The organism is Janthinobacterium fluminis (assembly GCF_028595325.1).
GTDB classification, from domain to species: domain Bacteria; phylum Pseudomonadota; class Gammaproteobacteria; order Burkholderiales; family Burkholderiaceae_D; genus Janthinobacterium; species Janthinobacterium fluminis.
In genome coordinates this window covers 247,841-269,564 of sequence record NZ_JAQQXR010000005.1, presented here as the reverse complement: position 1 = coordinate 269,564, position 21,724 = coordinate 247,841, and the positions used below count along the sequence as shown (strand labels likewise).

The 21,724-nt window shown below is 64.8% G+C and carries 24 protein-coding genes; 15 read left to right on the top strand and 9 right to left on the bottom strand.

Annotated elements, in window-relative coordinates:
* The first annotated feature begins 27 nt into the window (after positions 1 to 27).
* The 5 genes from OIK44_RS14565 to OIK44_RS14545 all read left to right on the top strand — a co-directional run bounded on the left by OIK44_RS14565 (position 28) and on the right by OIK44_RS14545 (position 4,861).
* A complete protein-coding gene (locus OIK44_RS14565; protein WP_273671591.1) occupies positions 28 to 1,377 on the top strand; it encodes a radical SAM/SPASM domain-containing protein in 1,350 nt (449 codons plus the stop codon).
* A 486-nt stretch (positions 1,378 to 1,863) separates the two neighbouring features.
* Entirely contained in the window at positions 1,864 to 2,058 is a 195-nt protein-coding gene (locus tag OIK44_RS14560; protein ID WP_273671589.1) for a hypothetical protein, read from the top strand.
* 441 nt (positions 2,059 to 2,499) lie between these two features.
* Complete coding sequence (locus OIK44_RS14555; RefSeq protein WP_273671587.1) at positions 2,500 to 3,624, top strand: MGDG synthase family glycosyltransferase; 1,125 nt, start codon at positions 2,500 to 2,502, stop codon at positions 3,622 to 3,624.
* Positions 3,625 to 3,663: 39 nt separating this feature from the next.
* On the top strand, positions 3,664 to 4,236 hold the full coding sequence (locus OIK44_RS14550; RefSeq protein WP_273671585.1) for a dual specificity protein phosphatase family protein: 573 nt from the start codon (positions 3,664 to 3,666) through the stop codon (positions 4,234 to 4,236).
* Positions 4,237 to 4,264: 28 nt separating this feature from the next.
* Positions 4,265 to 4,861: an SRPBCC family protein gene (locus OIK44_RS14545; protein WP_273671583.1), complete on the top strand. Its 597-nt coding sequence runs from the start codon at positions 4,265 to 4,267 to the stop codon at positions 4,859 to 4,861.
* A 155-nt stretch (positions 4,862 to 5,016) separates the two neighbouring features.
* Here the strand turns inward: OIK44_RS14545 and ftsH are convergent, their stop codons facing one another.
* Positions 5,017 to 6,906, bottom strand: coding sequence for an ATP-dependent zinc metalloprotease FtsH (gene ftsH / locus OIK44_RS14540; protein WP_273671581.1), 1,890 nt, complete (start codon positions 6,904 to 6,906; stop codon positions 5,017 to 5,019).
* Positions 6,907 to 7,060: 154 nt separating this feature from the next.
* Positions 7,061 to 8,362, bottom strand: coding sequence for an MFS transporter (locus tag OIK44_RS14535; protein ID WP_273671579.1), 1,302 nt, complete (start codon positions 8,360 to 8,362; stop codon positions 7,061 to 7,063).
* Between the two features lie 449 nt (positions 8,363 to 8,811).
* On the opposite strand from OIK44_RS14535, the gene OIK44_RS14530 reads away from it, so the two are divergent.
* On the top strand, positions 8,812 to 9,045 hold the full coding sequence (locus tag OIK44_RS14530) for a hypothetical protein (RefSeq protein WP_273671577.1): 234 nt from the start codon (positions 8,812 to 8,814) through the stop codon (positions 9,043 to 9,045).
* Here the strand turns inward: OIK44_RS14530 and OIK44_RS14525 are convergent, their stop codons facing one another.
* The 3 genes from OIK44_RS14525 to OIK44_RS14515 form a co-directional block, all read right to left on the bottom strand.
* Positions 9,046 to 9,756 (bottom strand): fumarylacetoacetate hydrolase family protein, encoded by a 711-nt coding sequence (locus tag OIK44_RS14525; protein WP_273671576.1) that lies wholly within the window; start codon positions 9,754 to 9,756, stop codon positions 9,046 to 9,048.
* A 90-nt stretch (positions 9,757 to 9,846) separates the two neighbouring features.
* Positions 9,847 to 10,704, bottom strand: a complete 858-nt coding sequence (locus OIK44_RS14520) for a ChaN family lipoprotein (protein WP_273671575.1) — start codon at positions 10,702 to 10,704, stop codon at positions 9,847 to 9,849.
* Between the two features lie 19 nt (positions 10,705 to 10,723).
* A complete protein-coding gene (locus OIK44_RS14515; protein WP_273671989.1) occupies positions 10,724 to 11,074 on the bottom strand; it encodes an ArsR/SmtB family transcription factor in 351 nt (116 codons plus the stop codon).
* A 272-nt stretch (positions 11,075 to 11,346) separates the two neighbouring features.
* Here OIK44_RS14515 and OIK44_RS14510 point away from each other — a divergent pair, with 272 nt between their 5' ends.
* Positions 11,347 to 11,787, top strand: coding sequence for a PEP-CTERM sorting domain-containing protein (locus OIK44_RS14510; RefSeq protein ID WP_273671573.1), 441 nt, complete (start codon positions 11,347 to 11,349; stop codon positions 11,785 to 11,787).
* A 59-nt stretch (positions 11,788 to 11,846) separates the two neighbouring features.
* Here the strand turns inward: OIK44_RS14510 and OIK44_RS14505 are convergent, their stop codons facing one another.
* From OIK44_RS14505 to OIK44_RS14495, 3 genes are read right to left on the bottom strand one after another with little or no spacing between them, the layout of a single operon-like run.
* A complete protein-coding gene (locus OIK44_RS14505) occupies positions 11,847 to 12,029 on the bottom strand; it encodes a hypothetical protein (protein WP_273671572.1) in 183 nt (60 codons plus the stop codon).
* A 36-nt stretch (positions 12,030 to 12,065) separates the two neighbouring features.
* Positions 12,066 to 12,623, bottom strand: coding sequence for a DUF1697 domain-containing protein (locus tag OIK44_RS14500; protein ID WP_273671570.1), 558 nt, complete (start codon positions 12,621 to 12,623; stop codon positions 12,066 to 12,068).
* 32 nt (positions 12,624 to 12,655) lie between these two features.
* On the bottom strand, positions 12,656 to 14,242 hold the full coding sequence (locus OIK44_RS14495; protein ID WP_273671569.1) for a sensor histidine kinase: 1,587 nt from the start codon (positions 14,240 to 14,242) through the stop codon (positions 12,656 to 12,658).
* A gap of 164 nt (positions 14,243 to 14,406) precedes the next feature.
* Here OIK44_RS14495 and OIK44_RS14490 point away from each other — a divergent pair, with 164 nt between their 5' ends.
* Complete coding sequence (locus OIK44_RS14490; protein ID WP_273671568.1) at positions 14,407 to 14,745, top strand: hypothetical protein; 339 nt, start codon at positions 14,407 to 14,409, stop codon at positions 14,743 to 14,745.
* Positions 14,742 to 15,590, top strand: a complete 849-nt coding sequence (locus OIK44_RS14485; protein ID WP_273671566.1) for an HDOD domain-containing protein — start codon at positions 14,742 to 14,744, stop codon at positions 15,588 to 15,590. Before OIK44_RS14490 ends, OIK44_RS14485 begins: the two co-directional genes overlap by 4 nt.
* Positions 15,591 to 15,646: 56 nt before the next feature.
* Here OIK44_RS14485 and OIK44_RS14480 read toward each other — a convergent pair whose 3' ends face one another.
* Positions 15,647 to 15,973: a hypothetical protein gene (locus OIK44_RS14480; protein WP_273671565.1), complete on the bottom strand. Its 327-nt coding sequence runs from the start codon at positions 15,971 to 15,973 to the stop codon at positions 15,647 to 15,649.
* A 534-nt stretch (positions 15,974 to 16,507) separates the two neighbouring features.
* Between OIK44_RS14480 and OIK44_RS14475 the strand changes: the two genes are divergently transcribed.
* The 6 genes from OIK44_RS14475 to lnt all read left to right on the top strand — a co-directional run bounded on the left by OIK44_RS14475 (position 16,508) and on the right by lnt (position 21,604).
* Complete coding sequence (locus OIK44_RS14475; RefSeq protein ID WP_273671564.1) at positions 16,508 to 17,125, top strand: TRAM domain-containing protein; 618 nt, start codon at positions 16,508 to 16,510, stop codon at positions 17,123 to 17,125.
* Positions 17,122 to 18,168: a PhoH family protein gene (locus OIK44_RS14470; RefSeq protein ID WP_273671562.1), complete on the top strand. Its 1,047-nt coding sequence runs from the start codon at positions 17,122 to 17,124 to the stop codon at positions 18,166 to 18,168. The genes OIK44_RS14475 and OIK44_RS14470 overlap by 4 nt, the downstream gene beginning before the upstream one ends.
* Positions 18,152 to 18,637: an rRNA maturation RNase YbeY gene (gene ybeY / locus OIK44_RS14465; RefSeq protein ID WP_273671559.1), complete on the top strand. Its 486-nt coding sequence runs from the start codon at positions 18,152 to 18,154 to the stop codon at positions 18,635 to 18,637. Before OIK44_RS14470 ends, ybeY begins: the two co-directional genes overlap by 17 nt.
* A 1-nt stretch (position 18,638) precedes the next feature.
* Positions 18,639 to 19,049 carry a DUF4259 domain-containing protein gene (locus OIK44_RS14460; protein ID WP_273671557.1) on the top strand — a complete coding sequence of 137 codons (411 nt, stop codon included), beginning with the start codon at positions 18,639 to 18,641 and terminating at the stop codon, positions 19,047 to 19,049.
* 105 nt (positions 19,050 to 19,154) lie between these two features.
* On the top strand, positions 19,155 to 20,033 hold the full coding sequence (locus OIK44_RS14455; RefSeq protein WP_273671555.1) for an HlyC/CorC family transporter: 879 nt from the start codon (positions 19,155 to 19,157) through the stop codon (positions 20,031 to 20,033).
* Entirely contained in the window at positions 20,033 to 21,604 is a 1,572-nt protein-coding gene (lnt, locus tag OIK44_RS14450) for an apolipoprotein N-acyltransferase (RefSeq protein WP_273671553.1), read from the top strand. The genes OIK44_RS14455 and lnt overlap by 1 nt, the downstream gene beginning before the upstream one ends.
* Positions 21,605 to 21,724 lie beyond the last annotated feature (120 nt).

The window sequence follows — 21,724 nt, the reverse complement described above, 5'->3', positions numbered from 1 at the left end:
ATAAAATACCGACTGTCGACGTATATTGTGGCAACCGACCTGTTAGATGAGGAGCACACTGACGATCCCTCGCGATTACTGTATTCAACACGTAGCGGAAAAACCGTCATGGTGAAGGAGAAAGTGTATGTCGCATTGCAAAACGGAATTTTTACGGATGTCGAAGACAGACATTTAACTACATTAAAAGACCTGGAAATTCTTGTCCCGGAGCTCCAAGATGAATTCGATGAAGTTTTGGGAAGAAATGTTTCTGTTTTAGATAGCGCAAAAAGTGTCAACGTGACCATCCAACCGACGGCGAATTGCCAACTCGGCTGCAATTATTGCGGACAGGTACACTCAAAGAAAAATGTCGACGAAGAAACCAGCATAAAAATTACCGACCGAATCATTCACAACTTGAAAAAAAATTCCTTCGAAAGCATCATGGTGCAATGGTACGGGGGAGAGCCATTAATGGCGCAAAAAGAAATTTTGGCGATGAGCGAGCGCATGATCGACTACTGTAAAGCCAACGGCATTCGCTACAGCGCCCACATGATTACAAATGGCGTGAATTTCAAACCGAATATATTCTTAAAATTACTCGAAAAAAAGATCACGCACTATCAAATTACGCTGGACGGCCTGGGCGAAACTCACGACTTATTTCGGATTACCAAAGAGGGAAAGAAAACATTCGAAATCATATTTGGCAATATCGTCAATGTCATCAATTTACCCGAGTTCGCAGACAATCATTGCAACATTACGGTCAGAGTTAACGTCACCAGAGCAAGCGCCAAGAGCATCCATAAATTAATCGACCGTCTCGCTTACTACAATTTGCAACGGGGCGTCAGTTTGCATTTCGCGCCGGTGAGTGACTGGGGCGGTAACAATGCGCAAAAAAGCAGCTTGAGCAGGGAAGAATTTGCCGTCGCCGAAATCGACTGGATACTGTATGGAATACAAAAAGGCTTCAAGTTCCGCAATGTTCTTCCGCGCCGAACGGTTCAACCTTGCATGACGGTACAGAAAGATGCCGAAGTTTATGATGCAAACGGAAATATTTACCCCTGCTACGAATATCCTTATACGCCTAAATTTGCAGAAGCTGAATATAAAATAGGAAACGTCGACACCATTGACGTGGAGCGCAATGAGCACGCCATCACCAGGGATTGGTACAGAGATATAAAAACAGATATCGCCCCCTGCAAAACATGCAATCTTTTCCCCGTATGCGGCGGCGGCTGTCCCAAGCAATGGTACGAAAAAGATGTCGCATGCCCTTCCTATAAAATCAATATAAAAGACAAACTTTTAATGCACCATTTGATGAAAAAAGATGGAAATTTACAGGATTTTCTAGAAAACAATCCTTCCAATTGAATGCCAGCATCCTGGCATAGATCAAGAAAAATTCGGACAGGAAATTTTTCCGATAGAAAAACGGCCAAGATATAACTGCAAAAAAAATACCAATAATTTATCAATGTCTTAAAGCCAAAAAAATTTTCTAAAAAATTATGAAAAAATGAGCAATGAAAAACTGAAAGATGCATTGAAATCTTAAATTATCAAAAAAATTCAAACAAAAATTACCCCGGCAGATAACGTGGAAATTCCCGAGAGCGATTTGGATGACGTTGCTGGCGGCTGCGGCCTGTTGTTCATCTGCGATATGTACTCAGCATATCCGCAATAATAAAATCGGAAATTGATTAGACATTCAATGAACTTACTGAGCAAGGCACGAGCGTGCAGAGCGTTGGCGGCATGTAAAACAAGGGCATGGTTAGCAATGTAAAAAAAAGACCGAACACTTCTTAATGTCTTAAAACTAAAAAGAATATTTCAAAATAAAAAGGCGGAAACATGAGCAATGAAAAATTGAAAGGCGCACTGAAAGCAGAACTCATCAAAAAAATGGAAACCGATGCCACGCCGGAAGAGAACGTGGAAGTTAGCGACGGCGATTTGGATGACGTCGCCGGCGGACGAAGCTGCGGCCTGCTGCTAACGTGCGGCACCTATTCAGAGCAACCATCACAAAAACAGGCCGATGAGTAAATAATAATCTGGCGGAGCAATGTGCTCCGCTTTTTGCGTTGCATTGAAATAAAATGCGGCACACGCCCATTTTTAAGCGATCTCGCCTGGCTCCAGCGTTCAGCCATCCCAGCTTGCTGGCGCATTTCATGAAAAAGCTTTTTCAAGCAAGCCGCGTCGAAGCAAGCTATCCGCGCTGGAAGAACCCGATAGTGTGCCGTAGCGCCTTCCGCCCCCAAGGATCGCCCGCATCGACATTACGGTGCGAATAGCGACTGCCATCGCGCCGGTACGCATACTTTTAGCGAGAGAATTTTCCTGCTTTAAAGCCACTCCACGTCAACAGTGAAGCCCTCCAAGGAGAAACTGAAGAGTGTTGTCAGCCATGGTAAATAGCAGCGACAATATCGTCTTTACAACTACCACGTCCCGCCAACACGGGATTTGCGCCGATTGCCGTCCATGACACAGAAAAAAATCCTCTTGTTGAGCGTTTCCGCCGGCGCCGGCCACATGCGCGCGGCCGAGGCGATCCGAGCCCACGCCGGCGCCGACGTCCTCGCCATCCACCTCGACGTGATGAACTTCGTCACGGCCGGCTTCCGTAAGCTCTACACGGATTTCTACATTGCACTGGTGAACAAGGCACCGACGCTGTGGGGTTATCTGTACCAGGCCAGCAACGACGCCCCGCCCGACAGTTCGATGCAGCGGCTGCGGCGCGGCGTCGAGCGCCTCAACACGCGGGCGCTGCTGAAGGAAATTACCGCGTTCAAGCCGGATGCGATCGTTTGCACGCATTTCCTGCCGGCGGAAATCCTGTCGCGGTCCCTGCGCAAGCAAGAGTTGCACTGCCCGGTCTGGGTGCAGGTCACGGATTTCGACTTGCACCGGATGTGGGTGCATGAGCACATGAGCGGCTATTTCGCCGCCAACGAGGAGGTGGCGTTCCGCATGCGCGCCTGCGGCATCGGCGCCGGGCAGATCCATGTGACGGGCATCCCCATCATGCCGGCGTTCGGCCAGGCGCATGAGCGCGCCGCATGCGCGCGCGCCTTCGGCCTCGACCCGCAGCGCACGACGATTTTACTGATGGGAGGCGGGGCCGGCTTGGGCAGTTTGGAGATGATCGCCGCGCGCCTGCTGGCCCTGGATGGCACTTTCCAGCTGGTCGTGCTGGCCGGAAAGAACGCCCAGGCGCTGGCCGCGCTGCAGGCGCTCGCGGCACGCCATCCGGGCCGCTTGCTGGCCCAGGGCTTCACCGATCAGGTCGAGCGCCTGATGGCCTGCGCCGACCTGGTCGTCACCAAACCGGGCGGCCTGACGACGTCGGAGTGCCTGGCCATGGGCTTGCCGATGATCGTCAACTCGCCGATTCCCGGCCAGGAGGAACGCAACGCCGATTTCCTGCTCGAACAGGGTGTGGCGCTGAAGGCTTTCGACGCCGTGACGCTGGAATACCGCATCCGCCACCTGCTCGACCAGCCGGCCAAACTGGCCGACATGGCCGCCAAAGCCAGGGCGCTGGGCCGCCCCGGCGCGGCGCGCCAGGTGTTGCAGCGGGTGCTAGGCGACACCCCGGCGTAAGGCCGGGCCGGCGACTTTTTTCTCTGACAGGCAAACAAGATGATACGTTTTTCCCCTTCCCCGCTGGTCCTGGCCGGCGCCCTCGCGCTGGCCACGTGGCCGGCGGCCGCGGCGCAGGATGCGCGCGATCCGCTATGGGCCCCCCAACTCGACAAGGCGTCCAATCTGTACAGCGTGACGCCGACTTTCTACCGCAGCGCCAAGCTGGAACCGGCCGACGTCGCCCGCCTGCAGGCGTTGGGCGTGAAGACCGTGGTCAGCCTGCGCGCCTTCCATTCCGACGAGGTCTTGCTGGCCGACAGCGGCATCAAGACGGTGCAGATTCCCATCTACACCTGGAAGATCCGCGACGAGCAGGTGGTGCAGGCGCTGCGGGCGATCCGCAGCGCCGAGCGGGACGGCGCCGTGCTGTTGCACTGCCTGCACGGCGCCGACCGCACCGGCCTGGTGACGGCCATGTACCGCATCATTTACCAGCAGCGCAGCAAGGAGCAGGCCGTCGATGAGCTCAAGCATGGCGGCTACGGCTACCATGCGATTTGGAAGAATATCGACAGCTATTTGCGCAAGGTCGACGTCGAGGCGATCCGCCGCCGCGTCGCACAACCCTGAATCCACCATGACAGCTATCCGCATGAACATGCTTCACACACTGTTGCTGCCCGCCTGCCTGTGCTGCGGCGCCTCCCGGGCCGAGCCCGCCATCGACGCGGCCACGCTGTCGGAGTCGAAAGTGACGCTGCAAGAGGTCGGCAAGGCCGGCGCCGCCGGCAAGTCCTTCCTCGCCGCCACCATCATCGACGCGCCGCTGCCGTCGCTGTGCGCGATCATCCAGAATTTTGCCGATTATCCCAGCTTCATGCCCAGCGTGGCGAAGACGGCGGTAACGCGCGGCGCCGACGCGGCCGTCCTGGTCGACATGACGCTGCAACTGCCGCTGGGCAAGGTCAAGAAATACCGTTTGAAGATGGAGGCGAAGAGCGGCGCGCAACTGTGCCAGCTGGCGTGGAAGATGGTGCCGTCGGCGGGCCTGAAGCAGGAGGAGACGATCGCCGACACCAGCGGTTACTGGCAATTGACGCCGGCCCCGGCGGACAAACTGAAAACCGTCGTCCGCTACTTCGTCTACACGGACCCGGGGCCGGTGCCGATGGGCATGGGCTGGATCGTCGACAGCCTGAGCAAGGACAGCCTGCCGAAGACCCTGGAGGCGCTGCGCGCCAAGGCGGGGCGCTAGTGTCCTGAATCACAAGTTCCTTGAATCATAAATGTGACGAAATCGGCCTGAGACCAGGAGCAAAGCACAGCGAGGCCGGGGCCTTGCGCGCATTTGCGACGCCGTATCAGGGTGATTCTCGTCATATTTATTCAACGAATCTGTGATCCAGGACACTAGCCTATGGCACAGGCGGGCGGCGCCGCCTCCTTGCCCAGCGCGTCCAGCGCGGCCCGGTCCACCGTCTCGTTTTCCAGCAGCAGGCGCGCCAGCTTGTCGAGCAGGCCGCGGCGCTCGCGCAGCGTGGCCAGCACGCGCGCGTGGGCTTCGTCGAGCAGCTTGGAAATTTCCGCGTCTATCGTTTCGGCCGTGTGCTCGCTGTAGGATTTCTTTTCCGCCGGCGCCGCCGGGTTCAGCAGCGGCCCGCGCACCTCCTCGAAGGTGGCCAGCCCCAGCCGCTCGCTCATGCCGTACTGGGTCACCATGTGGCGCGCCATGTCCGTCGCCGTCTGCAAGTCGTTCTGCGCGCCCGTCGAAATGTCGCCGAACACCAGCTCCTCGGCCACGCGCCCGCCCAGCAGCACGTCGAGCCGGTCGTACAACTCGCTGCGCTTGAGCAGGTAGCGGTCCTCGGTGGGCAGTTGCTGGGTGTAGCCGAGCGCGGCGACGCCGCGGGGGATGATGGAGATCTTCGCCACGCGGTCGGCGTGGCGGCGGAACTCGGCGATCAGCGCGTGGCCCGCCTCGTGGAAGGCGACCGTCTCCTTTTCCTGCGGGTTCATCACGCGCGTGCGCTTTTCCAGGCCGGCGACGACGCGGTCGATGGCTTCGTCGAACTCGGCCATGCCGACCTGGTCCTTGCCGCGCCGCGCCGCCAGCAGCGTGGCCTCGTTGACGAGGTTGGCCAGGTCGGCGCCGGCAAAGCCGGCCGTGCGCGCGGCCACCGCGCCCAGCTCGACCTGGGGCGCCAGCTTGACTTGGCGGGCGTGCACCTGGAGGATTTTTTCCCGGCCCCGCAAGTCGGGCCGGTCGACGCCGACGTGGCGGTCGAAGCGGCCCGGCCGCAGCAGCGCCGGGTCGAGGATTTCCGGCCGGTTCGTCGCCGCCAGGATGATGACGCCCTTGTTCGCGTCGAAGCCGTCCATTTCGACGAGCAACTGGTTCAGCGTCTGCTCCTGCTCGCTGTGCCCGCCCAGCAGCGTGCCCATGCCGCGCGCCTTGCCCAGCGCGTCCAGCTCGTCGATGAAGACGATGCACGGCGCCTTCTGCTCGGCCTGGGCAAACAGGTCGCGCACGCGGGCGGCGCCGACGCCGACGAACATCTCGACGAATTCCGAGCCGCTGATGGAAAAGAAGGGCACGCCGGCCTCGCCGGCCACGGCTCTCGCCAGCAAGGTCTTGCCGGTGCCGGGCGCGCCGACGATCAGCACGCCCTTGGGAATCTTGCCGCCCAGCCGGCGGTAGCGCTGCGGGTTTTTCAGGAAGTCGACGATTTCGCGCAACTCCTCCTTCGCCTCGTCGATGCCGGCGACGTCGTCGAAGCTGACGCCGGTCTGACTTTCGACGTAGGCGCGCGCCCTGCTTTTGCCGATGTCGAGGGCCCAACCCGCGCCGAAGCCGGCGCGCCGCGTCAGATAGGAGGACAGCCATAAGATCAGCGCCAGCGGCAGCAGCCAAGACAGCAGCGCCCCCAGCCACTCGCTGCGCACCTGGCCGGCGTAATGGACGCCGGCCGCCTCCAGCTCGTCCGTCAGCGCCGGGTCGCCGACGCGGACGGTGACGAAGTCGCGCCGCGCCGTGCTGCCGCCGCTGATGGCGGCGGCGCGCTGCTTCGGCAGTATCTGCTCCAGGCCGTCGGTGTTGAGCGTGCCCTTGATCGTTTCATTGTTCAGCAACAGGTCGTTGACCTTGCCGGCCCGCAGCAATTGCTTGAAGTCGCTGTACGGCAGCGGCTCGCTGCTTTGCGGCCCCAGCAGCGCCTGCACCAACAGCAATAGCGCGGGCAGCACCAGCCAGAACCACATTGGTATGCGCCACAGTGTCGCCTTGTCCTGGTCCGCCTTCATATGTGCTGCCTTCAACGCCGCGGCGCAATGGTGAGTCCAGGTCCAGACTAAGCGCGCGGCGCGGCCACGCGTTTGCGCTGCCTCAAGCGTGCGCGCATGAAAAAAGGCCGCCGGCATCGCTGCCGGCGGCCTTGCCTTCAAGGGTTCACCGGGCTCACTCGGACCAGCCGCGCGCACCCTGCTTCTGCTTGCCGACCAGCACCAGCGCGAGCAGGCTCACCGCGGCGGCGGCCGACAGGTAGTAGCCGACGTACTGCAAGCCATAATGGGTGGCCAGCCAGGTGGCGATGTACGGCGCCAGCGAGGCGCCCAGGATGCCGGCCAGGTTGAACGTCAGCGAGGCGCCCGTGTAGCGCACCTCGGCCGGGAACAATTCCGACAGCATGGTGCCGAGCGGGCCGTAGGTCATGCCCATCAAGCCCAGGCCGAGCGACATGAACAGCGTCACTTCCCACACGCTGCCGGAGCCGAACAGCGGCGCCAGCAGCAGGCCGAACAGGGCGATCGCGGCCGAGACGACGATCAGCGTCAGGCGCCGGCCGTGGACGTCGGCCAGCAGGGCCGCCAGCGGAATCGTCAGGCCGAAGAAGACCACGGCGAACAGTTGCAGGATGAGGAAGTCGCGCCGCGAGAAACCCAGCGCCGTCGTGCCCCAGCTCAGCGCGAACACCGTCATCAGGTAGAACAGCACGAAGGTGGCCAGCGCCACCAGCGTGCCCAGCACCAGCACGCGGGCGTGCTCGCGGAACACGGCGACGACGGGCAGCTTGACACGCTCGTTCTTGTCGAGCACCTGCTGGAAGGCCGGCGTTTCCGTGATTTTCAGGCGCACATACAGGCCGACGACAACCAGCACGGCGCTGGCGAGGAAGGGGATGCGCCAGCCGTAGCTGAAGAACTGCGCGTCGCTGAGGGTTTGCGTGAGCAACAGGAAAATGCCGCCGGACAGGAAGAAGCCGATAGGCGCGCCCAGTTGCGGGAACATGCCATACCAGGCGCGCTTGCCCGGCGGCGCGTTTTCCGTCGCCAGCAGCACCGCGCCGCCCCACTCGCCGCCCAGACCCAGGCCTTGGCCGAAGCGGCACAGCGCCAGCAGCAGCGGCGCCGCCGTGCCTATCGTGGCGTAGGTCGGCAGCAGGCCGATGATCACCGTCGACAGGCCCATCGTCAGCAGCGCCGCCACCAGCGTGGCCTTGCGGCCGACGCGGTCGCCGAAGTGGCCGAAGACGGCCGAGCCGACCGGCCGCGCGAAGAAGGCGATGGCGAAGGTGGCCAGCGATTGCAGCGTCGCCGCGGCGGCGTCGCCGGCGGGGAAGAATAGCTTGGGGAAGACCAGCACGGCGGCGGTCGCGTAGATGTAGAAGTCGAAAAATTCGATGGTGGTGCCGATCAGGCTGGCAAATAAAACGGTGCCGGGGGAATTCGCCTTGACGGCGCCGGCGTGATGCTGACTCATTACTGCTCTCCTGTGGGAGGGATGGGGACGGGCGCACTGCGGCGCCGGGATGCGATGGCGGAAGATGGACAGGCCGGCCCGTTCAGGCAAGGTGGCGCGCAGGGGATGGCGGCGCGGCGGCGGGTCGGCAGGCGGATCGCGCGGCATGGACGCATGGGTAATTCGTCCGGTTGCGTGGGGCCGGCTGGGGTCAGCGGGCTTGCGGTGGTGACGCCTGCTTCGTGTGATGAAGCTATCAATCTTGCTACCAATCCACATAATACGCTGCCGCCGGCGCCACAGCAAGCACCGCCTCCGGCGATCAATAATTCACAAAAATCAATAATTATATTGAGGCAATTAAACAAGACGTTTACTATTGGGCAACGCCGGACGGGCGCGGGACTTGCTCATCGAGCAAGCTTCTCCCCGCATCGGGCGCTTTCTTCAACATAGTGAAACGATCGCACATGAAAAAAATTGTCTTGAGCCTCGCCATCCTGTCCTCGCTGGCCGCCTGCGCCAGCACCGACAGCGGCACCACGGCTCCCCAGGCCGAGCAAGAAAAAAAGGAATACCTCACCGGCAGCCGTATTCCGCGCGGCAAGTCCGAAGGCAGCGGCAACGTCCGCACGATGAGCGCCCAGGACATACAAGACCTGCGCGACGGCCCGCCCGCCCAGCCGGGTCAGCCCGGCGCGTAATCAGCCGCCTGCGCCCTCGACGATGAGCAGGCGCAGGCTGTCGAGGCCGTCGATGGCGCCCTCCAGCACATCGCCCGGCGCCACCGCCGCCACCCCCGCCGGCGTGCCGGTGAAAATCAGGTCGCCCGGCTGCAGCACATAGTAACGCGACAGGTGTTCGATGGTTTCGGCGACGTTCCAGATCAGCTTGTCGATGCTGCTGCGCTGGCGCACCACGCCATTCACCGTCAGCGCGATGGCTGCGCTGCCGATGGCGCCGGCCGCCGCCAGCGGCGTGATCGGCCCGATCGGCGCCGCCCGCTCGAAGCTCTTGCCGGTGCACCAGGGCCGCCCGAGTTTTTTCGCCTCGGCCTGCAAATCGCGGCGCGTCATGTCCAGGCCGACCGCATACCCCCACACATGCGCCAGCGCGGCGGCGGCGGCAATGTCGGCGCCGCCCTTGCCGATCGCCACCACCAGCTCGATTTCATGGTGCAGCTCGGCCGTCATGCCCGGATACGCCATGCGCCCCAGCGTCCCGGCCGCCACCGGCAGCACGGCGTCGGCCGGCTTCATGAAGAAGAACGGCGCCTCGCGGCCGCTGTGGCCCATTTCCTCGGCGTGCTCGGCGTAGTTGCGCCCGACGCAGTAGATGCGGTGGACGGGAAAAACCGCGTCGCTGCCGGCGACGGGGACGGCGGCCTGGGCCGGCGGGGGGAAAACATAGGGCATGTCAACTCCTGCGGTGGGATATCGGGGGATGGCGCCCAGGCGCCTAGGCGCCAAGGCGGGGCGGCTCGCCTAAGCGCCAAGGCGGGGCGATTATTTCTTCTGCAAACTGGCGCAGGGGTCGGGCCGCGCCTGCGCCGCCACCGTGTGCGCAACGTCGAAGGCGCCGGCCGCCGCGCCGCCCGGCTCGACATACCCCTCGCTGCGCACGACCAGCGCCGGCGTCGCCCGCGTCAGCCAGCGCGCCACACCGATGTCCTTGCGCACGTGGCCGTTGCCGGCCAGTAGCACCACGTCGCGCGGCGCCTGCGCGCGGATAATCTTCGCCATCCAGATGTCGCGTGCGATCTGCGCATCGACCATGCCGCCGATCATGCCATCGGGCAGCATATTGCAGTGCCCGGCGACGATGTCGCGCTGCTGGCCGGCGCGTATGTCGGCCGGCAACGGCGCCGCCAGGCCGTAGTCGGCCACCGCGGCCGCGTCGAAGGTCGCCGCGACGCCGTCGCGCACGGTGCGCGAGGCGTCCGCGCGCGACAGATTGGCCGCCAGCAGCGGCAATTGGTGCTGCAGCGCCAACGCGATCACCGGCCGGTACAATTGCCAGTCCCAGCGCGGCGCCGCCATCACGCGGATCAGGCACTCGGCGTCGGCGCAGTCGCGCTGCGCCTTGCTCAGCAGGGCCTGGTTCTCGCGGTCGAACTGCTCCATGGCGATGGCCGGGCGCCAGCCCGCCTCCACGCGCCGCTGCAAGTCGGCGAAGCGGGCGCGGTGGCCGGCCGCGTTGTCGTGCACCTCGCCCAGCAGCAGCACCTGGGGGTTGGCCAGCGGCGCGGCGGCCTCCGGCTGGGCCAGCCTGGCCTTGCCGGCGCAGGCGCCCAGCGCCAGCGTCGCCGCCAGCAAGAGCAGGCGGGCGGGCACGCGGCCGCGTCGTTCAGTCGGGCTTGTCATCGTCGGGCGTCCTTCCATATCATTGCGATGGCGACGATTGTATATCGCCGCATGCCGTTCGCTCGGCGCAAAATTGGCTGTACAACACTTGCAATACCGCCAGGGCCTGGACGCTGGCCACGCGGTAAAACACTTGCTTGCCGTCGCGCCGCGTCGCCACCAGTGCCTCTTCGCGCAGCACGCCCAGTTGCTGCGACAGCGTGGGTTGCTGGATGCCCAGCAGCTGTTCGAGTGCGCCGACGCTGCGCTCGCCCTGCGACAGCTGGCACAGCAGCAGCAAACGGTCCGGATTCGCCATCGCCCTCAGCAAGGCGCTGGCGCGCTGCGCGGCGGCGCGCATGCCGTCCATATCAAAGTTGTCCCCGTCCATCTGCATCGCTGTTCCCATCCCTCAAGTCAGCAATCATTATATCATTTCATATAATATACCGTGTCCCGTGGCGGGCAGTCACTGTCGCAAAAAATATTTCCCTTGAAGCAAGTTCAATGACTTTAAGCAAATACACATATCGAAAACACCGCGCATGTGCTTTAATGAAAACTGGATTACGACCTCGTCAGTCTGCCCCCGCACAGGCAGACGCTTCGGCCGGGAACGCGCTGGACTGCAGCCCCTCCCGTCCGCTGAACCAGGAGCCCGGAATGAAGCTTTTCGCATTCACCGTGGCGGCACTGCTGGCTTGTCCACTCGCCAGCGGCGCGCCAGTAACGCCCCCGCCTGCGCTCACGCACCAGGGCGACACCCTGTCCGTCCAGGCCGACGGCGCCGCGCCTGACTATATCGCCCCGCTGCCCGACTTTTTATCCCCCGGCATGTACACGCCGCCCTCGGCCGACACCTATCTGGCCTCGCTCGACGGCGTCGCCGCCCCCTGGGCCAGTCCGCCCGCGGCGCGCCACAGGCCGCCCGCCAACGGCGCGGCACGCCGCCTTGACGGTCCCAGAGTGGCCGCCAGCGACTACAGCGCGGCCCAGCCGGTGCCGGAGCCGAGCTTCATCACCATGCTGCTGATCGGCCTGTGCCTGCTGGTGTTTACGACGCGCGCCGAGGTGACGGAAAAATTCGCGCCGGCGCCCTCCTAGCCGCGCGGGCGAAAAAAATCCCGCCTGGCGCGGGATGCTTGAGGGGATGGGACCGGCGCTCAGCGCCGCGACGTCAGGTTGCAGACGCGCTCGATATTGCCCACCGGGATGCCGCCCTTCAGCGCCCTGGCGATGCAACCGGCCTTGTCCGGGCCGGAATCGGCCATGAGGACGAACAGGGTGAGCACGGCGCTGACGGCCAGCAGCAGGATCAGCATGCCTTTGAGGATGTCTTTATTCATGGAGCGGCATTCTAGCAGGCCGCGCTGGCGCCCCCATCACCCGGCAACGCCCGTTTCCTGCAACAGCGCGTGCAACTTGCCCATCGTCGCCCAGTTGCGCGACGTCACGGCGTCGCCCAGCAGCGCGCCCAGCGCCGCGGCGGCGCGGCTGGCCAGCACGCCGTCGGGGCACCACAGGTAGGCGGCCCAGCGCCCGCCCGCCAGCGCCTCCGGCGTCCAATCCTGGCCCAGCAGCGGCGCCAGGCGCGCCATGTCGGCCGGATCGTTCAGCACCGACACCATCAGCCGGCTCGGGTCGTCGGCCAGCGCCACCAGGCTGTTGTCGGCCATGAGCTCGCCGAAGCGGGCCGCGTCGAGCACCGTCGCGCGCGCCGCCACGCCCAGCTTGAGCACCAGCGCCTCCTCGATGCGCGCGGCCGACTGGGCCGGCGTGTCGCCGGCGGCGCCGAACACGACATTGCCGCTGTTGAGCAGCGTGCGCACGTCCGCATACCCCAGGTCGCCCAGCAGTTTGCGTAAATCGGCCATCGCCACCCGCTTGGCCCGTCCGACATTAATACCGCGCAACAACGCCACCTGCCGCTCTGCATTCATAACCGTCTCCCCATTGCTCATCCTCCGCGTCGTCAGGGCAGCAAGGCCGCGGCGGCCGGCGCGGCACCCGGCCGGGCCGGGGCCGGCGGCTCGCGCGGGATGCGCAGCGTGAAGCAGGCCCCCCGCCCCGGCGTGCTATTCACTGAAATGGTGCCGCCAAACTGCTTGACGATCAAGTTAAACACGATGTTCAGCCCCAGGCCCGTGCCGCCCTGGCCACGCCGCGTCGTCACGAAGGGGTCGAACACCTTGTCGAGCATGTCGGCGGCGATGCCCTTGCCGTTGTCGCTGACCTGCATCTCGATCCAGCCGCCGTCGCGCCGCACGCCGATGGCGATGCGGCCCTCGCTGTCGGCGTCGAAGGCGTGCTCGACGCAATTGAGCGTCAGATTGGTCAGCACCTGGGCCAGCGCGCCCGGATAGCTGTCGAGCACGATGTCGTCGGGGCAGTCGATGGCGATGGCGATGCGGGTCTTCTTCAGCGTCGGCTGCAGGCTCGACACCACCTCGCCTATGTATTCGCGCAACTCGAAGTGGCGGCGCGCCTCGCTGACCTGGTCGACGGCGATCTGCTTGAAGCTGTGGATCAGGTGGGCGGCCCGGTAGGCATTGTTCATGATCAGGCGCGCGCTCTCGTTGGCCGTCTCCAGGTAGCGCAGGATGTCGGACTTCTTGACGTTGCCGGCGCTGACATTGGCGAACACGACGTCGGTGGCCTCCTTCAGCACCGAGGCGCTGGTCAGGGCGATGCCGACCGGCGTGTTGATTTCGTGGGCGACGCCGGCCACCAGCGCGCCCAGCGAGGCCAGCCGCTCCGACTGCAGCAGCGATTCCTGCGCCTGGCGCAGATTGTCCATCGCCCGCGCCGTCTCCTGCTGCGAGCGGCGCGACGCGTCCTCGGCGTCGCGGATGCGCTCGATGATGGATTTGAGCTTGCGCTGCACGGCGTTGAAGCCGCGGATCACGTCGCCCAGCTCGTCGCGCCGGTTGTCCGGCAATTCCTCGACCTCGTCGCTGCCGCGCGTGGCCAGGTCGTCCAGGCCGTCGCGCAGCCGCTTCAGCGGGTCGAAGATGATGCGCAGGCTCAGCACCAGCGCCGCCACCAGGATCAAGTCCAGCAGCAAGACCTCGATGACCTTGCGGCGCACCTCGGCCACCAGGGCCGCGTCGATCTGGGCGCGGCTGAAATTGACCACCACCTTGCCCACCGTCACCGGCTTGCTCGACGCCGACACGGCCACCGAGTCGCGGAACACCAGATTCGCCTCGACGGGGGCGCCGGCCACGGGCGCCTCCGAGGCGATCGCCTGGATGTGCCCGTCGGCGTCGCGCGCCTTGCCCGAGAACAAGCCGACGGAGGAGTCGTAGACGCGGATCGCCACCAGCTCGGGCGGCAACATTTCGGCGGCGACGATGCTGTCGACCTTGGACTTGTCGAGGTCCCACAGGGCCGAGGGCAGGCTGGTCTGCAGCCGCGTCAGCACGCCCTCGCGCAGGCGCTGGCTGCGCAACTCCAGCTCCTGGCTCAGGCTGTATTGCGTATAGCTGCCGGAAATGGCGAGCACCAGCGTGACGATGACGACGAAAAGCAGTGTCAGCCGGACTTGAATGCGAACCATCGGCGCGCTCCCCCTAGTGATTTGACAGCAACGCCCCAATGTACGGTATGGCTAGAATCTTGGCAAGACGAACAGTTCGGGCGCCACCGCGGCGGCCTTGACACACCCCCGCGACATTGCGCCTCCGCAATGGTAAGATCGCAGCTATTCAAGAGGGGGATGCGATGACGGCAAGCTACCAACACCTTGCGCTGGCGCAAGTGCAGGAGGGCATGGTTCTATCCGACGAATTGCTCGACATGCAGGGCCATGTGCTGCTGCCCCAGGGCACCGTGCTGAGCGCGGCGATGCTGGCGCTGATGCCGCGCCACGGCATCGAGATGCTGCCCATCGCCGGCTGCGGCCTGTCCGAGGCCGACGCGGCGGCCGCCCGCGCCCACTTCCAGCAGCGCCTGGCGCGCCTGTTCCGCCAGCACGCGCCCGACAACGAGGGCGACTGGGCCACCGGCCTGCTGCGCCGCTTCGTCGAAGACTACCGCCTGGGCAAGGAAGCGCCGCAATGAGCGCCGCGCCGCTGACCCAGGACGACATCGTCAACAGCCTGGACGACCTGCCCTCGCTGCCGGCCGTCGTCATGGAGTTGCTCAACAGCATAGACCAGGACGACGTCGACATCTCCGTGCTGGCGAAAAAAGTCGCGCACGACCAGGCGCTGACGGCCAAGACGCTGCGCCTGGCCAATTCCTCGCTGTACGGCCTGCAAGTGAAGGTGACGACGATCCAGCAAGCCATCACCTACCTGGGCTTCCAGACGACGCGCAACCTGATCACGGCCGCCGCCGTCACCGGCTGCTTCCCCGAGGGCCGCTGCGCCGGCTTCGACGACAAGGCCTTCTGGCGCCACTCGATCGCCACGGCCGCCTGCGCCAAGGTGCTGGCGCGGCAAATCCGCTTCAACCAGGACTACGCGTTCACGGCCGGGCTGCTGCACGACATCGGCCGCCTGGTGCTGGTCAGCAGCTTCCCCGAGCGCTTCGCCGCCGCCCTGGTCCACCGCGCCGCCCACGACTGCACGCTGCGCGAGGCCGAGCGCGCCGTGCTCGGCGTCGACCACGTCGACGCCGGCCTGGCGCTGGCCGAGCACTGGAATTTTTCCGACACGATGCGCCTGGCCATAGGCGGCCACCACGATCCGGAGGCGCCGGGCGCCGGCTTTCTCGCCGCCATCATTCACGTCGCCGACGCCGTCGTCTACGCGCTCGACCTGGCGCAGGGGGCCGACGACCTGGTGCCGGCGGTCTCCACCGTCGCCTGGGGCGCGCTCGGACTGGACGAGGCGGCCTATCTGCACCTGTTCCGCGAAACCGAATTGCACTACGAAGAGATCACCACGGCCCTGCTGGCCTGAACCGGCAACGGCCGGGCCAAGGCAAGCGGCGCGGCCCGCCGCCGCTTGCCCCCGCCTCAGTGGGCATAGCTCGATTCCTGCGGCTCCGGACGGTCCTCGGCCTTGGGCCGGCCCTGGGCGTCCGACAGACGATACTTGGTGCGCCGGTCGCCCATCAAGTCGCGCAGGTCGCGGATGCTCATGCCCGTCACTTCGTGCATGCGTATCAGCAGCGAGGCGCCGACCGGCAAACGGTGGTGGCGGATCTTGCTGATGACGGGCGGCGCCACTTCCAGCAGGCGCGACAAGGCCGCGTCGTTTTTCAGCTGCATCTTGCCAAGCAGGATGTCGAGCAGGTGGTTCGGGTTGTAGCTTTCTTGAGAAGCAAGAGAATGGTGTGCCATGATTTTCCTCGTCTAGTAAGTGTGAAAAATAATGCCGATTCGAACTTAAGGAAGACTTAGTTTCGCCAAATAAGTTCCATATACATCCGGGTCATACCTTGGTTGAACAACGGGCTCACGAAACTCATTTCCATTAAGCAAAAATCCAGGCCAGCTCCACCGTGAGCAATGTAAATTTGCAATTCCTTTAATGGAATTGCATTTAAAACAATATTCTATTCCAAAAGCCAGCCGTTCCGCACGGGGCCCGGAAACGAACGTTGTTCAACATCAATCAAGCTGCAGGAAACTCAAGCAACGCTGTCATTTCAACACATAGGGATGGCTGACGTCGCACGCAAGGAAGCGTAAGAAATTGTTACAAATCAGCAGCTTAGCGGCGTTTCGCGGGCGCCGGCCGGCGCGCCGCCGCACACCCGCCCCGCTCCGGGCGGGGGAACTGCGTTAAACTAGCGCCTTGGCATGCCGCCCGGGCCTCCGCCTTGGCGACCCGCCTTGGCCACCGCCCCGGCACAACCTTTAGCGCCTCATTTCATGCAGAAAAAAGTATTCATCAAAACTTTCGGTTGCCAAATGAACGAGTACGATTCGGACAAGATGGCCGACGTGCTTGGCGGCGCCGACGGCATGGTCCGCACCGACACGGCCGAGGACGCCGACGTGATCCTCTTGAATACCTGCTCGGTGCGCGAAAAGGCCCAGGAAAAAGTCTTCTCCGACCTGGGCCGCTTGCACCAGTTGAAGCTGGCCAAGCCCGAGCTGCTGATCGGCGTCGGCGGCTGCGTCGCCTCGCAGGAGGGCGCCGCCATCGTCCGGCGCGCCCCCTACGTCGACATGGTGTTCGGCCCGCAGACGCTGCACCGCCTGCCGCAGATGAGCGCGGCGCGGCGCGGCGGCGCCGCCAACACCCGACGCCATAGCCTGGCGATGGTCGGCAGCGTGCAGCGCGTCCTCGTCGAGGGGCCGGCGAAAAAAGACCCCGGCGACCTGCAGGGCCGCAGCGAAAACAACCGCGTCGTCAACTTCGCCGGCGGCGCCGACGCGCCGCGCCTGGTCGGCCAGCTGGTCGACGTGCGCATCACGGCCAGCCACTCCTACACCCTGCGCGGCGAACTCGTCGCCGCCACCTCCGAAACGAAAAGAGCCAGTTGAAAACCAAGACCCCGATCCAGCCGCACTACTTCATCCCCGAACCGCTCGACAATGGCCGCCTGGCCCACCTGTGCGGCCCGCTCGACGAAAACCTGCGGCAGATCTCCGCCGCGCTCGACGTGACGATCTTCCGCCGCGGCGAGAAATTCATCGTCGGCGGCAGCAACGCCGAGCGCGCCGTCGCCATCCTCGAACAGTTCTACGCCGTCGCCAACAAGGTGGTGCCGCTGGAGGAGGTGCAACTGGCCCTCGTCGAGCAGCGCGCCGGCCTGTCGGCCGCCTCCGAGCACAACCCGGCCACGCCCTTCGTCGAGCCGGACATCCAGAGCCCCGTGCTGAAGACGCGCCGCAGCGACCTGCGCGGCCGCACCCCGCACCAGATCGCCTACCTGCGCCACATCCTCGAACACGACATCAGCTTCGGCGTCGGCCCGGCCGGCACCGGCAAGACCTACCTGGCGGTGGCCTGCGCCGTCGACGCGCTCGAACGCGACGCCGTCAAGCGCATCATCCTGACCCGCCCGGCCGTCGAGGCCGGCGAGCGCCTGGGCTTCCTGCCGGGCGACCTGGCGCAGAAAGTCGACCCCTACCTGCGCCCCCTGTACGACGCGCTGTACGACCTGCTGGGCTTCGACCGCACCCAGAAGCTGTTCGAGAAACAGGTCATCGAAATCGCCCCGCTCGCCTACATGCGCGGGCGCACGCTGAACCACGCCTTCGTCATCCTCGACGAGGCGCAGAACACGACGGTCGAGCAGATGAAGATGTTCCTGACCCGCATCGGCTTCGGCAGCAAGGCCGTGGTCACCGGCGACGTCACCCAGGTCGACCTGGCGAAAAGCCAGAAGAGCGGCCTGGTCGACGCCATCTCCGTGCTGCGCGACGTGCGCGGCATCGCCTTCACCCACTTCACCAGCGCCGACGTGGTGCGCCACCCGCTCGTGGCGCGCATCGTCGACGCCTATGAAAACGCGCAATCGGTGGCGCACGAACTGGCCCCCCTCCTGAAATCGACGACGAATAAACATGAGCGAAAAAAATAAGCTGTCCCTGTCGGTGCAATACCCCGACGCCCGCCTGCAAACGACGATCACCCGGCCGCAAGTGCGGCGCTGGGTCCAGGCCGCGCTGTTCGCGCCGGCCGAGCTGACCATCCGCTTCGTCGACGCCGACGAGGGCCGCGCGCTGAACCGCGACTACCGCGGCAAGGACTACGCGACCAATGTGCTGACTTTCGCCTACAACGAGGGCGAGGAGCTGGCCGACGACGCGCCTACCCAGGCCGACATCATCCTGTGCACCGACGTGCTGGAGCGCGAGGCGGCCGAGCAGAACAAGACGGTCGAGGCGCACGCCGCGCACCTGATCGTCCACGGCGTGCTGCACGCCCAGGGCTACGACCACATGGACGACGAGGAGGCGGCCGAGATGGAGGGGCTGGAAACGGCCATCCTGGCCAGGCTGGGCGTGGCCGACCCCTACGCCGCCGGCGCGCACCTGCCGGGAGCATGACATGGGCACCTGGTCAGTCGACACCTACGGCAACGACTACGCGCTGGACTGGGCGCAGGATCTGCAGGAAACCAGCAACCTGGAGCCGATCGAGAGCACCCTCGACTACGCCCTCGGCGACGGCGAGCTGGAGGCGCCGCTGGGCGCCGAGGCGCTGGCCGCCGTCGACGTGCTGGCCCGCCTGCAGGGCAACGCGGACGGCGCAACGGGCGCGCACATGCAAGACATCGAGCGCTGGGTCGCCCAACGCAAGCAACAGGTGTCGCCCGCGCTGGCCGGCAAGGCGCTGCGGGCCGTCGAGCGCATCCTCGGCGAGCAGTCCGAGCTGTGCCGGCTGTGGCGCGACAGCGCGCACTACGAGGAATGGCGCGCCGCCGTGCTGGCCCTGAAGGCGCGCGTGAGGGTGGCCTGAGGCGGCCGGCGGCGCCCCGCGAAACGATGTTTTTTTGGCAAAATCGTGCGGCGCCGGCCTTTTGGTGTATGCTATACCCCTTCGCAACAACGGCTCACGCCTCCTATGCAAGAGCACCCTAGTGGCGTCAAAACTGACGCCAAGCCCCACCGGTCACTGTTTGAACGCCTGACCGCACTGATTTCCCCTGAGCCAGAGAACCGCGCGGAACTGCTAGAAGTCCTGCACGACGCGCACGAGCGCAATCTCATCGACGCCGACGCGCTGTCGATGATCGAAGGCGTGTTCCAGGTATCCGATCTGTCCGCCCGCGACATCATGGTGCCGCGCTCGCAGATGGACATGATCGACATCAGCAAACCCATCGAGGAATGGATGCCGGCCGTGCTGTCGACGGCCCACTCGCGCTTCCCCGCCATCGAAGGCGAGCGCGACAAGGTAATCGGCATCCTGCTGGCGAAAGACTTGCTGCGCTACTACGCCGAGGAATCCTTCGACGTGCGCGACATGCTGCGCCCGGCCATCTTCATCCCCGAATCGAAGCGCCTGAACGTGCTGCTGCGCGACTTCCGCGCCAACCACAACCACATGGCCATCGTCGTCGACGAGTACAGCGGCGTGGCCGGCCTGATCACCATCGAGGACGTGCTCGAACAAATCGTCGGCGACATCGAGGACGAGTACGACTTCGACGAGGAAGAGGACAACATCCTGTCGATCAAGGAGGGCCAGCACGGCCCGCGCTGGCGCATCAAGGCGCTGACCGAGATCGGCCAGTTCAACGACGCCCTCGGCGCCGGCCTGGCCGACGAGGACGTCGACACCATCGGCGGCCTGGTGTCGAACCACCTGGGGCGCATGCCGCACAAGGGCGACGTGTTCGACCTCGACAATCTGCGCTTCGAGGTGCTGCGCGCCGACGCCCGCCAGGTGCACGTGCTGCTGGTCGAAAAACTGCCCGACGCCGCCGAGTCCGCCGCCTGATGCGTTTCCGACGGGCCCACCCGGCCGACCCGCCGGTCGCGCCGCGCAGCATGCGCAGCCGCATGCTGATCGGCGCCGGCGCCGGCGCCGGCGCCGTGCTGGCCTTCGCCCCGTTCGGCTACTGGCCGCTGCAAATAATCAGCCTGGCCCTGCTGTTCTACCAGGTGCTGCGCGCCGGCACGCCGAAAAGCGGCTTCCTGATCGGCTGGGCCTACGGCTCCGCCTGGTTCGCCGCCGGCATGTACTGGCTGTTCATCTCGATGCACCGCTACGGCGACATGGCGGCGCCGCTGGCGGCGCTGGCCGTGGCGCTGCTGGCCGCGCTGATGGGCCTCTACGCCGGCCTGGCGATGGCCGGCGCCGCCTGGCTGCGGCGGCGCTGGACCCTGTCCCTGCCGCTGAGCGCCCTGTTGCTGCTGCCGGCCCTGTGGCTGCTGCAGGAATGGTGCCGCGGCTGGTTCTTCACCGGCCTGCCCTGGGTCGCCAGCGGCTACGCCCACACGGCCAGCCCGCTGGCCGGCTACGCGCCCGTGCTCGGCGTCTACGGCCTGGGCTGGCTGGCCGCCCTCAGCGCCGGCGCCCTGCTGCTGCTGGCGCACCGCACCCGCCTGGCCGCCGCCGGCCTCGTGCTCGCCATCTTCGCCGCCGGCCACACCCTCGGCTGGGTGCGCTGGACCGAGCCGGTCGGCAAGCCGCTGACCGTCCGCCTGCTGCAGGGCAATGTGCCGCAGGATGAAAAATTCAACCCGGCCCACGTGCGCGACGCGCTGCGTATGTACCACGCCGCCGCCACCGCCGGGGCGGCCGACCTGATCGCCACGCCGGAGACGGCGGTGACCGTCTTCGAGCACCAGTTGCCGCCCGACTATCTGGACAGCCTGCGGCACTTCGCCCGCAGCAGCGGCAGCCATCTGCTGCTCGGCCTGCCGCTGCTGGACGGCCAGCAAGTGAGCAACAGCGCCATTGGCATCGCCCCCGGCAACGCCCCCGGCGCGCCGGCCTACCGCTACGACAAGCACCACCTGGTGCCCTTCGGCGAATCGACCCCGGACGGCTTGCACTGGCTGGTCAGCTCGATGGCGATCCCGCTGGGCGACATGCGGCGCGGCGCGGCCGTGCAGGCGCCCTTCCCCGTGCGCGGGCAACTGGTACTGCCCAACATCTGCTACGAAGACTTGTTCGGCGAGGAAATCGCCGGCCAGCTGGCGGCGCCGCACCGCGCCGGCGAACGGCCGGCGACCATCCTCATCAATATGTCGAACCTGGCCTGGTTCGGCGAATCGACGGCGATCCCGCAGCACCTGCAGATTTCGCAGATGCGCAGCCTGGAGACGGGCCGGCCGATGCTACGCGCCGGCAACAGCGGCGGCAGCGCCGTCATCGACGGCCGCGGCGTCGTCGTCAGCCGCCTGGCGCCCTACACCCGCGGCACGCTGGCGGCCAGCGTGCAGGGCATGGCCGGCATGACGCCCTACATCGTCTGCGGCAATGCGCTGATCCTTGGCATCGCCGCGCTGGCGCTGGCCGGCGCCGGCCTGCTGGCGCGCCGCAGCCGCAAAAACCCCGTCTGAACGGGGGAATTTGCCGATAGTGGGCAGATACTTGCTGGAAGAGTCACAGCCTGCCGGCAAAACCCGCTAAAATTAAGCGCTTTAGCGTCGCTACCCCAAGCGCGCGCCGTCATTCGCGTA